Origin of the sequence: Streptomyces sp. NPDC047453, assembly GCF_040643155.1 — a bacterium.
GTDB lineage: Bacteria > Actinomycetota > Actinomycetes > Streptomycetales > Streptomycetaceae > Streptomyces.
Genome location: NZ_JBEYTS010000028.1, coordinates 44041 through 55123, shown reverse-complemented (window position 1 = coordinate 55123; position 11083 = coordinate 44041). Strand labels below are relative to the sequence as shown.

Genomic DNA, 11083 nt, shown 5'->3' with positions numbered 1-11083 from the left:
CGCCGACCGGGTGACACACTGTGCCGTGTGCCGCCGACCTTCGACGACCTCCTCGCCCGTGCCCGAGCCCTCCCCCGTGCCCGGCACCGGGCGATCCTCGGGGTCGCGGGCAGCCCTGGCGCGGGCAAGTCGACCCTGGCCGAGCACCTGGTGCGGGCACTGAACGCGGACGGGGACGGGGAGCCGTGGGTGGCGTACGTCCCGATGGACGGCTTCCACCTCGCCGACGTCGAACTCGACCGGCTCGGCCGCCGGGACCGCAAGGGCGCGCCGGACACCTTCGACGCGGCGGGGTACGCGGCGCTGCTGCGCCGGCTGCGCGAGGAGCCGGACGAGACGGTGTACGCGCCCGACTTCGACCGCGTCCTGGAGCAGCCCGTGGCCGGTACCGTCCCGGTTCCGCCGTCGGCCCGGCTGGTGGTGACGGAGGGCAACTACCTGCTGCTGGACACCGGACTCTGGGCGCGGGTGCGGCCCCGGCTGGACGAGGTGTGGTTCTGCGAACTCGACGAGCCGGAGCGCGTACGCCGCCTGGTCGCCCGCCACGAGGAGTTCGGCAAGTCGCACCAGGAGGCGGTGGCCTGGGTCCTGGGCACCGACCAGCGCAACGCGGACCTGGTTGCGGCGACCCGGTCCCGCGCGGACCTGATCGTGCCGCGGTCGGCCCTGCCGCCCTGCACACGCGCGGCCTGAGCCCACCCGGCCCCGGTCGTCCGGCGCGACGGGCGCCCCGCCGCGTTGGACTATGTTGGGCCTCTGTGGGAGACAAAGGAGGCGTCTCGGTGTCATCGCCGCAGCAGGCGCGCGCACAGGCGTCCGCGATCACCTCGGGAAAGACGGTTGCGCGGGCGGAGGCCGCCCCTACGTCCCAGCTCAGAACGATCTTCGACGGGCCCCATCTGTCTCCCGGGCAGCGCCGCATCGCCCAGTACCTGATCGAGAACATCACCGAGGCGGCGTTCTTGTCGATCACGGAGCTCGCCGACCGGGTCGGCGTCAGCCAGCCGTCGGTGACGCGGTTCGCCGCGGCGGTCGGCTTCAGCGGCTACCCGGCGCTGCGCGAGAGGCTCCAGTCCATCGCGCTGCGGACGCTGGCGGGCGGGCCGGGCACGTCCGTGCAGGACCGGAGCAACGAACTCCAGGCGGCCGTCGACGCGGAGATCGGGAACCTGGAGAACCTGCGCCGGGACTTCGCCGACCCCGGCCTCGTGATCGACACCGGCCGCGCGTTGTCGCGCTCGACCCCACTGACCGTGCTCGGCCTGCGCATCTCGGGGTCGCTCGCCGAGTACTTCGCCTACGCGGCGCGGCGCATCCATCCGGACGTGCGGCTGGTGACCCGCGGCGGCAGCGTCGCCTACGACGCGCTGTTGCAGGCCCGGGAGGCCGGCGGCACCTGGGTGCTGGCCTTCTCCATGCCCCGGCACGCCCACGAGACCCTGGCGGCCGTCCGGGTCGCCCGCGACGCCGGGCTCAAGGTGGCCGTGATCACCGACCTGGCGCTCGGTCCGGTGGCCGACGAGGCCGACGTCACCTTCGCCACCGGGACCGGGTCCCGCCTGGTCTTCGACTCCTACGCCGCGCCCGGCGTGATGTGCGCGGCCCTGCTCCAGGCCATGACCGACGCCGACCCGGAACGGACCCACGCCCGGCTGGAGGAGTACGAGCAGATCGCCGACCAGCACCACTTCTTCCTCCGGGACTGACCGGCTCACCACCGGTCTGCCACGGTCGGCGCGGCGTGGGAAGATCGCCGTCTCCGGGCCAGCAATGCAAGCGGGCGTGAATGTTTACTTACTCCTTGCCAACCGAACCGCATATATAAATACTGCTCACGGATCACGCCCCGGACCAACCCCGGAACGTGCCACACCCTGCACGGGCACCCCGAGCCGCCGTCTCCCACCGGCGCCGGCACACGGGGTGCCGGGTCGGGCATCGCCTGCGCGAACGCCCGCGGCGGCCCCGGTCATCCCCTAGGCCGGGGCCGTTCACCTCGTCGTACCACCCCTCCACGACGCCGCACACCCGGAAGCGATGACCATGCCCCCGACAACCACGCACCTCAGCCCGGACTGGCCCCGCCAGGTCAAGACCCCCGGCAGCTACGACTGGGAACGCTCCGCGGCCAAGTGGCTGCGCGAACTGGTCCCGGCGCGCTACGGCAGCTACCCGGCGCTGATCCGCCACCCCGTGCTGCTCGCCCGCCATGCGCGGATACAGGTCGAGCAGGAACTCCGGGTGGCCCGCACCGCCCTCCAGACCGCGCGCACCGAACTGCCCCGGTTGGGCATGCCCGAGTCGGTCATCGAGCACACGATCAAGCTGTACGCCGCCGAACTGCTGCAACTCCAGCACATCGCCCGCAGCGTCCGCGCGGTGACGGAGGCACTCGTGGAGCGCGCCGGACACCGCTGAGACGTCCCGGCCGCGCTCGCCCAGCGCCGGGTCGCGCGTGAATCCGGGCCGGCAATCCGGTGATCGGACCGGCCGGTATGTGCGATGCTCGACGCGTGACCAGCGAACCCGCCGTTCCCGCGGAGTCCGGCACCGTCCCCGACATGGCGGCGCTGGCCAAGGTGGTGGCAAGGCAGCGGGCCGAGCTCGACCGGCTCCAGGACCAGGCGGCGATCTCGGCCGTTCTGGAGCGGGCCAAGGGAGCGCTGATGGCGCTGACCGGCTGCGCCGCCGAGGCCGCGTACGAGGAGCTGCTGGCGCGGTCCAAGGCCGCGAACCGCACGCTCATGGAGGAGTGCTGGATCACGCTCGGCGCCCTTCGGTCCCGGCCGGACCACGCCGACGCCGAGCCGGCCAACCCATCCCCCGCACCCGCGGGCCCCGCACCCTCCTCCGCACGTCCCGCTCCCGCCGGGACCGGGACGGACGTCCCAGAGGGGAGCGGCGGCTCGGACGTGCTCGCCGTGCTCGGCCGGGCCCTGGTCCGGGTCGGCACCCCGCGGGACCTCGCCCGGTGCCTGCTGGACCACCTCGCCGTGCCTGTGGGGGCCGCCGCGGTGATGATCTACCGGCGGCTGCCCGCCGGAGGGCTGGAGCTGATCGGCCACTCCGGCATCGACGACGTGTGCGCCGACCTGTGGCGGCACGTGCCCCCGGTCAGCGGGGTGGCCGCACGCGACGCCCTCGACACCCGCGAGGAACTGTGGCTGGAGGACCTCGACGCGGACAGCAAGCGGTACCTGCCGATCGGAGGCCCGGCCGGCCCGTGGCTCACCCGGGCCTGGCTGCCCGTGCTCAACGGGGACGCGGCGGACGCCGTCATCGGTGTGCTGCGCGACCGCCCCGGCCCGTTCCTCCCGGACGTCCGGGAGCTGTTGCGCGGGGTGACCCGGCTGTGCGCGGGCCGGCTGCGCGCCTTCGCCGCCCGGCCGGAGCCCGCGGTGGCGGGCGCCGCGGACGGTGCCGAGGCGGTGGTCCACGCCCTGTTCGACGCGCTGCCCGGCACCACACTGCTGCTCACCCCACTGCGGTCACCGTCGGGGGAGGTCGAGGACTACCGCATAGACGCCGCGACGGCGCAGACCGTCGACACGGTCGGCCGCGGCGGACGCAAACTGGTCGGCCGGCGGCTCCTCGAGTGCTGGCCTGCCATCGCCCGGGAGCCGTTGTGGCAGGGCTGGCTGGACACGCTGACCGACGGGGAACCCTACGAGGGCGAGCCGTTCGCGCGGCAGGAACTGGTGGCGGGCGGCCAGGAGTTGTCCACGTACTCGGTGCGCGCCGCCCGCCTGGGCGACGGCCTGGTGGTCACCTGGCTGCGGCACGAGTCCTCCGACCGGCAGGAGCAGCGCCTGGCGGACATCCAGCGGCTGGGCCGCCTCGGCTGGGCCACCTGGAACCTGGTCACCCAGGAGGCGTTCTGGTCGTACCAGGTCTACGAGTTGTGCGGCCGCGACCCCGGCGACGGACCGGTCCGCCTGGCCGAGCTGCCGGAGCTCGCCCTGCCCGAGGACGCGCCCGGGCTGGCCCGGGTGGTGCGCGAACTGCTCACCGGGGGCAAGCCGTTCGACGTGCCGTTCCGGATCAGGACGGCGGGCGAGGTGCGGCATCTGCGGCTCGTCGCGGAGGCCGTCCCGGACGCCGAGGGCACACCGGTCCAGGTGCACGGCTTCGTACAGGACCTCACCGCGCAGCGCAGCGCCGAACTCGCCCTCGTCGAGAGCGAACGGGCGATCCTGGAACAGCACGGGATCCTCCAGGCCGAGCGGACGCTGGCGGGCCGGCTCCAGCACGCGCTGCTGCCGCTGCCGCGGCGGCCCGTGCGGCTGGCCGGGCTGCGGGTCGACGTGGTCTATCTGCCCGCTCAGTCCGGGATCCACGTCGGTGGTGACTGGTTCAGTGCGATCGAACTGCCGGGTGGCGACGCGCTGTTCGTGATCGGCGATGTCGCCGGGCACGGCATCGACGCGGTGGCCACCATGGCCCAGCTCCGGTTCACGGCCAAGGGCATGATCTTCACCGGTTCGGCGCTGACGGACGCGCTGCTCGGGCTGAACACCCTGCTGCTCCACTCCCGGGACACCAGTCGCACGGCCACCATGGTGCTGGCCCGCTACAAGCCGGCCGAGCGCCGTCTGCTGTGGGCCCAGGCGGGACACCTGCCGCCGCTGCTGCTGCGCCGGGGCGAGCCCCGCTACCTCGACCGTCCGCGCGGTGTCCTGCTCGGGGCGACCGGAACCCCGGTGTTCGAGGAGGCGGAGTGCCGACTGGAGCCGGGAGACCGGCTGCTGCTGTACACCGACGGCCTGGTCGAGCGGCCCGGGGAGGGCATCCAGGAGGGCCTGGAGCGACTCGCCGCGGCGGCCGCGGCCGGCCGCGGCGAGCCGGCCGGTGCGCTGGGGCCGCTGCTGGCCTCGATGCTGGAGAGCGAACGCCGCGACGACGTCTGCGTCCTGGACCTCCGGGTACCCGCACAGCCGGTGTAGGCCCCGCTCGCCGCGGCCGTCACCGCACGCCTCCTCGCACCGTCCGCCCGGTTCATCCGCCGTCGGCCGTCGTACGGGACTCCAGGGCGCGGCGGGTGTCGTCGCCGTAGACGCCGGTCTCGTCGCCGCTGATCCCGTACCAGAGCTGGAAGCGGGCCACGGCCGCCCTCAGTTCGCCGTCGTAGCGGCCGCCGGTGGAGCCGTCGCGGTAGACGTCCGGGACATGCAGGAGGCGTTCTTGCAGTTCGGTGACGTCCGGGCCGCTGTCGCCCTCGCGCAGGGTGCCGGGACCGTCCGGGTCGGCCGACGGGGTGGCGGTGGGGGTCTCGGCCTGGGTGGGCGTGGCGGCGGCGCTCGCGGACGGCCGCGGTGGGGCCGCCGCCGCGCCGGCGGCCTCGCCCCGGGCGGGCAGCAGGAGGGCGCAGCCGAAACCGAGCAGCGCGGCCGCGGCCACGGCGACCGCGACGGCGGCCCCGCGCAGTGAGCGCCCCGCCGCATCCGGCGCCCTGACGGGCGCCCGGCGGGGTGCGGGGCCCCGAGGCACGGGGCCCCGGGGTGCGGAACTCCCGGCTGGTGCGGCCGGGAGTTCCTCGGTCGCCGCGTCCTCCACGGATCCGACGGGCGGCCCCGGCGGATCCTCATCGCCGCCGGTGTCCCGTTGGTACTCCCTGAACTCCCTCATGAGTTCGGCGAGGGCGTCGGTCCGTCTGGGTCGGATGACGCGTACCGGCTCCAGGGGCGCCCCGCCGTGCGGCTGTTGGTGTCCGGGCGGTGTCGACACACTGCACTCCTCACGCTCTGCGTCCGGGCCCATCCCGAGGAGTGATACGCGGCCGCCGTCCGGCCGGTTCAGCGCCGCCCGCGGTGCGGCGGGCGGTGGCGGCTCACCCGGTGGCGGCGAGAAAGCGGTGCAGGGAGGACTTCATCGCGGCGACGAAGGCGTCCCGGCGTGTGTCGTCGACGGCGTCCAGGGACAAGTACGGGTTGAGGTCCTCCAGTTCGACCAGCAGCAGTTCGCCGCTCGGGGCGCGGCAGGCGTCGACCCGCTGGATGCCGTGGGCGAGGGTGTTCCATTCGACGAAGCTCCGGGCGAACTCCAGGTCCTCGCGGGAGGGTTCGTAGGGGCTCAGCTCCCAGCGCCGTTCCGGGTCCGGGGCGTGGAGGGCGTACTGGAAGTCGTGGTCGACGAAGTAGAACGAGACCTCGTAGGCGAAGTCGATGTGCGGCTGGACGAGGAGAGTGCCGTCGGCCAGGGCGGGCAGTTCCCCGGCGGGCACGATGCGCAGGCCTATGGAGTCGGCGCCCAGCTTGGGCTTGACCACGTAGCGGTCGGCCGCGGGCAGCCGGTGCAGGTCCTCGGGGCGGTCGACGGTGGGGATGACCGGGCGGCCGGCGGCGCTGAGATCGAGGAGGTACTGCTTGCCGGCCATGTCCGCGCGCCCGGTGAGCGGGTTGTAGACCGGTGTCTTCCGGTCCAGGGCCCGGGTCCGGAAGTCGTCGTAGGCCGCCTGGTACTCCAGGACGGGTCCGCTGTTGCGGACGACGACGGCGTCGAAGGCGTCCATCAGCGCGGCGGCGTCCCGGGGGTTGCACAGGGCCAGGTCGAAGTCCTCGCGCAGGCGCGAGGTGAGCCGGATGTCCTCGTCGCAGTAGCGGCGCCCACGGGCCGGGTACGCCAGGTCGGTGACGTAGAGCAGACGGGAACGAACGGGCGGCATGGGCGTCTCCTGGAACGTGGTGTCCGCTGGGGCGGACGGGGAGCGGGAGAAGGTGGGGAAAGGTTACTGCGCAAACCGCCCGATGCTCCCCCTTGCACTCGGTTCCCCCATCAGGCTGCACTGAGTGCCGTCTACGCCCGTCCAGATGCTACGTTCCCGTCCATGAGCTCCAGCAGCGCCGCGTCCCGCCGCGGTGAGAAGGCGCGGACGACGGCCGGGCGGACGCCCATGCGGGAGGCCCTCGTGGCGGCGGCGTTCCGGCTGTTCCTGGAGCGCGGCTACGAACAGACCACCGTCGACGACATCGTGGCGCTCGCCGGGGTCGGACGGCGGTCGTTCTTCCGCTACTTCCCCTCCAAGGAGGACGTGGTCTTCCCCGACCACGAGCGGTACCTGGCCGATATGACGGCCTTCCTCGCCGCCGGTGGTGAGGAGGACGAACCCGTGCGGCGGGCCTGCGACGCGGCCCGCCTGGTCCTGCGGATGTACACCGAGGACCCGGCGTTCTCCGTCCAGCGCTACCGGATCACCAAGCGCGTACCGGGGCTGCGGGCGTACGAGTTGTCGGTGGTGTGGCGCTACGAGCGCGCGCTCGCCGGGTATCTGCGGACCCGGTTCGCACAGCGGCGCGACGGGACGCTGCGGGCGGACGTGATCGCGGCGGCGGTGGTGGCGGCGCACAACAACGCCCTGCGCTCGTGGCTGCGTTCGGACGGACAGGGCGACGCGGGTGCGGCGGTGGACCACGCGCTGAACCATGTGCAGGCCGCCTTCTGCGACCCGGCCGCCCCCCGCGCCGAGCGGCGGCCCGGGGCGGCCCGGGAGGACGTGGTCGTCGTGGTCGCGCGGCGCGGAGCGCCCCTGTGGCGGGTGGTGCGGGAGGTCGAGACGGCGCTCGCGGAGGGCCGGCAGCCCCCGAACTGAGGGCAATTGAGGGTACGCAGTGCCTTTACGGGTGACACCCAGTGCCATACGCTGTGGTCGTGCACGTGGCGCGACCACCGTGCACGCGCGTGCCCGGGTGCGCCGCGCACGAGGGATTCCGGCCGAGCGCAGGGAGTTGACCAGCGTGTACTACCACTCAGGAAACACCGTTCTTCCGGCAGCCGGCGCCACGACCGGCCTTCTCGAGCCCGCGGCCCGCGATTCGCGGGCCCTGTACTTCCAGCGCTGCACCTGGTGCGGGACGGCCGTGTACCACCGGCTGCTGTGCCCGGTGTGCCGGGGCAGCGACCTGCGCACCGAGCGCAGCGCGGGTACGGGCACGGTCCGCCACTCCACGGTGGTGAACCGCAACTCCCCCGCCGCGCGCAATGTGTCGCTGGTCGAGATGAGCGAGGGCTTCGTCGTACGGGGCCGGGTCATGGGGCCGCCCATCGGCATCCACGGCGGCGACCGGGTCCGGCTGACCACGGCCAAGGACCCGGTGCGCGGCGAGCCGGTCTTCCAGCTGGTCGACGAGCCGTACGGCGCCTGGAGCTGACCGGCGGTCAACCGCCCACGCCGGTGACCGGCCGTCAACCGCCCGCGACGTCCGAGCGATCCCGCTCCGGCGCGCTGTCGGGCGCGAGGACCGGCCGGTCGTGCCCCGTGGGTCGGAGCGCCACGGCGGCGAGCGTCAGCACGGCGCACCCGGCGTAGACGCAGCCGGGCCAGGCGAGCAGCGCCGGATAGGCACCGGGGTGGACCAGATGGTCCTCGGCGCCGATCAGGAAGGGCACCACGCGGGCGACGGCGACCACGGCCCACAACGCGAGCGCGACGCGGCTGAGCAGGCGGCCGCGCAGGGGTCCGTGGGTCAGCCAGATCATGGCGGGCAGGCACCAGATCCAGTGGTGGCTCCACGAGACGGGGCTCACCAGCAGCCCGTACAGCTCCACGGCGACCAGGACGCCGAGCAGGTCGTGCCGCCGCACGGCGGAGCGCAGGGCACAGACCAGCGCCACGGTCACCAGAGCGAGCACGCACCAGAGGACCACGGCGGCGGTGATGTCCTGACCGAGCAGTCTGGCGACGGCACCGCGCAACGACTGGTTGCGCACCGACCAGACCGGGCCGACCCTGCTGGTGTCCGTGACGAGCGTGGACCAGTAGCGGGCGGACTCGCGCGGGGCGACGCCCCAGGCGAGCGCCGTCGCCAAGGCGGCGGTCGCGACCGCCCACGCGGCGGCCCGCCACTGCCGGGTCGCCAGCAGGTACAACCCCCCGACGGCCGGGGTCAGCTTCACCGCCGCCGCCAGGCCCACCCCCGCTCCCCTGCCCGACGCCGCACGCGGCACGGCCAGGCCCCACAGGACCACGGCGCCGAGCAGCAGATTGACCTGGCCCTGGTCGAGGGTGTGGCGCACGGGTTCCAGCCACAGCCCGGCGGCGGCCCAGAGCAGGGCGCGCTGCCGGACCCCGCCGCCGGGACGCGGGCCCAGCAGCCGCACCGCGCACACGGCGACGACGACCAGGGCCGCCACGGACAGCGACTGCCAGAGCGCGACCAGCGCCCCCCAGGGAAGCCGCGCCAGCGGCAGGAACACCAGTGCGGCGAAGGGCGGGTAGGTGAACGGCAGCCGCGGGATGGGCGGGGTGGTGCGCAGCGCGTAGTCGTACAGGCCGCCGGAGAGCACGTGCGGCGCGGCCTCGCGGTAGACACGCAGGTCCAGCGGGTGTGTGGGGTGGGTGACGACGGCTAGGACGTGCACCGCCAGGGAGACGGCCAGGCACCAGCCGGCATGGCCGGTGAGCCACTGTCCGATCCCCCGGCTCCTGGCCCAGATCCCTTGCACCGCACCAGCCCCGTCGTCTCGCAGCGCCCCGCACACTAGCCCAGCGGGTACCGCGTGCGGCGGCTGCCACGCGGTCAGAGGGTCACGCGGATTCCGACGGTTCCTCCGAGGCCTCGGCGCAGCCTGCTGCCCAGCAGGGTGAGTCGGCCGATCAGCCCGTACTTGCGGGCGATCAGCCCCCGGTAGCGGGCGGTGGTGTCCGCGTCACAGATCTCCGCCCGTGCCTCCACCTGTTCCCCGGTCGGATGTCCGCGCAGGTCGCAGGGGCCGACCAGGACGTCGGCGCGGTTGCGGATCCGCTTGACCTTCCAGGAGTCGGCGGTCGTCCACACACCGAGCGCGTCGCCGTCGCGCACCACCCAGACCGGGGTGGCGACCGGGGTGCCGTTCCTGCGATAGCTGGTGACGAGCAGGTACTTCCCCGCTCCGAGCCGCTCCACCAGGGTGTCGTCCATGCGCCGCAGTCTAGGCCCGGCGCGAGGCGACGCGGCGGTGGAAGACTCGGGCTGTGGTCCGGGACGACGAGGACGGGGGCAGGACGAATGGTGCGGGACGGGGTACGGGAGGTCGCCTGCGACGAGTCGGGGTCGGACGGTGAGAACCTCACCGACGGCAACACCGACGTCTTCGCGCACGCCAGCGTGCTGCTGCCGGTGGAGTCCGCCGCCGGGTGCGTGCGGGAGATACGGAACCGGATCCGCTCGCCCGCGGAGGAGTACAAGGCCGGCCATCTGCTGCGGGAGAAGCACCGGGCGGTGCTGGAGTGGGTGCTCTCCCCTGCCGGGCCGCTGCACGGGCACGCCCGGGTGGACCTCACCGAGAAGGTGTTCTTCGTGGTGGACCGGGCCCTGGACCTGCTGCTCGGGGACGCGGCCGGCGCGGACGCCCTGTACGGCGCGGGGCGGGAGGCCTTCGGCGCCGACGGATGGCGGCGGTTCCTGCGGGCGGCCAACCGGCTGCTGCGGGCCAGGAGCGACGCGGAGCCCGTGGATCCGGTGGACGTCTTCCTCGCCGCTGTCGAGGAGTTGCGGCGTGCGGAGGTTCCCGAACCGGCCGCGGCGGTTCTGGAGCGGCTGGCCGGCAGCCGTGGGCGCGCCGAGGCCTACCGGGCCCGGATCGCCGCCGGCCCGCCCCTGATCCCCGCGCTCAACCCGCTGCTGCCCGCGATCCTGCGCACGGCCGCGCTGTGGAGCGCGCCGCGAACCGCCGTGCGGCTCGTGCACGACCGGCAGAACATGCTCACTCCCGACCGCGTCGACTGGCTCCTGCGGACGGCCCGGCAGCGAGGTGTGACCCTGGACGGCGTGGAACTCGTCCACTCGCGGCTGGATCCGCGGGTGCAGCTGGCCGACTTCCTCGCCGGCGTCGCCCGCAAGCTCGCCTCCGACGAGCTGAACGGCTACGGCGACCCGGTGCTCACCACCCTGCTGCGCCCCTACGTCGGTGCGGCCTCCGTCTGGGGAGACACCCCGAGCTGGGCCCGCCTCGGCCCGATCCCGGACGGCTCAGGCCGGGAGACGCGGGCCGGCTCGGGGGCGCGGCTCCCTGTTGAGCGGGCGCGCCCGAAGGAGATCATCCGAGCGCTGAACGCGGCCGTGCCGTGCGACGTATGGAAGAAGGGCGCTCAACGACCGTAGCGCACCGC

Annotated in this window: 11 protein-coding genes; 7 read left to right on the top strand and 4 right to left on the bottom strand. The window is 74.0% G+C overall.

Annotated elements, in window-relative coordinates:
- Positions 1-27: 27 nt before the first annotated feature.
- The 4 genes from ABZ818_RS23725 (at position 28) to ABZ818_RS23710 (ending at position 4943) form a co-directional block, all read left to right on the top strand.
- On the top strand, positions 28-693 hold the full coding sequence (locus ABZ818_RS23725) for a nucleoside/nucleotide kinase family protein (protein WP_361417971.1): 666 nt from the start codon (positions 28-30) through the stop codon (positions 691-693).
- Positions 694-782: 89 nt separating this feature from the next.
- Positions 783-1706 carry a MurR/RpiR family transcriptional regulator gene (locus tag ABZ818_RS23720; protein WP_361417968.1) on the top strand — a complete coding sequence of 308 codons (924 nt, stop codon included), beginning with the start codon at positions 783-785 and terminating at the stop codon, positions 1704-1706.
- A gap of 331 nt (positions 1707-2037) precedes the next feature.
- Positions 2038-2418, top strand: a complete 381-nt coding sequence (locus ABZ818_RS23715; RefSeq protein ID WP_361417965.1) for a hypothetical protein — start codon at positions 2038-2040, stop codon at positions 2416-2418.
- A gap of 143 nt (positions 2419-2561) precedes the next feature.
- Entirely contained in the window at positions 2562-4943 is a 2382-nt protein-coding gene (locus ABZ818_RS23710; RefSeq protein ID WP_361418091.1) for a SpoIIE family protein phosphatase, read from the top strand.
- Positions 4944-4995: 52 nt separating this feature from the next.
- Here the strand turns inward: ABZ818_RS23710 and ABZ818_RS23705 are convergent, their stop codons facing one another.
- On the bottom strand, positions 4996-5724 hold the full coding sequence (locus tag ABZ818_RS23705) for a peptidoglycan-binding domain-containing protein (protein WP_361417962.1): 729 nt from the start codon (positions 5722-5724) through the stop codon (positions 4996-4998).
- A 103-nt stretch (positions 5725-5827) separates the two neighbouring features.
- Positions 5828-6661: a hypothetical protein gene (locus tag ABZ818_RS23700; RefSeq protein ID WP_361417959.1), complete on the bottom strand. Its 834-nt coding sequence runs from the start codon at positions 6659-6661 to the stop codon at positions 5828-5830.
- Positions 6662-6823: 162 nt separating this feature from the next.
- On the opposite strand from ABZ818_RS23700, the gene ABZ818_RS23695 reads away from it, so the two are divergent.
- Complete coding sequence (locus tag ABZ818_RS23695) at positions 6824-7585, top strand: TetR family transcriptional regulator (protein ID WP_361417956.1); 762 nt, start codon at positions 6824-6826, stop codon at positions 7583-7585.
- A gap of 145 nt (positions 7586-7730) precedes the next feature.
- Positions 7731-8144, top strand: a complete 414-nt coding sequence (locus ABZ818_RS23690) for a zinc ribbon domain-containing protein (protein ID WP_361417953.1) — start codon at positions 7731-7733, stop codon at positions 8142-8144.
- 34 nt (positions 8145-8178) lie between these two features.
- On the opposite strand, the gene ABZ818_RS23685 is transcribed toward ABZ818_RS23690, so the two are convergent.
- Positions 8179-9438: a glycosyltransferase 87 family protein gene (locus ABZ818_RS23685; RefSeq protein WP_361417950.1), complete on the bottom strand. Its 1260-nt coding sequence runs from the start codon at positions 9436-9438 to the stop codon at positions 8179-8181.
- Between the two features lie 74 nt (positions 9439-9512).
- Complete coding sequence (locus tag ABZ818_RS23680; RefSeq protein ID WP_361417947.1) at positions 9513-9893, bottom strand: PPOX class F420-dependent oxidoreductase; 381 nt, start codon at positions 9891-9893, stop codon at positions 9513-9515.
- Between the two features lie 87 nt (positions 9894-9980).
- Between ABZ818_RS23680 and ABZ818_RS23675 the strand changes: the two genes are divergently transcribed.
- Positions 9981-11075: a DUF3800 domain-containing protein gene (locus tag ABZ818_RS23675; RefSeq protein ID WP_361417944.1), complete on the top strand. Its 1095-nt coding sequence runs from the start codon at positions 9981-9983 to the stop codon at positions 11073-11075.
- The last annotated feature ends 8 nt before the right edge of the window (positions 11076-11083 follow it).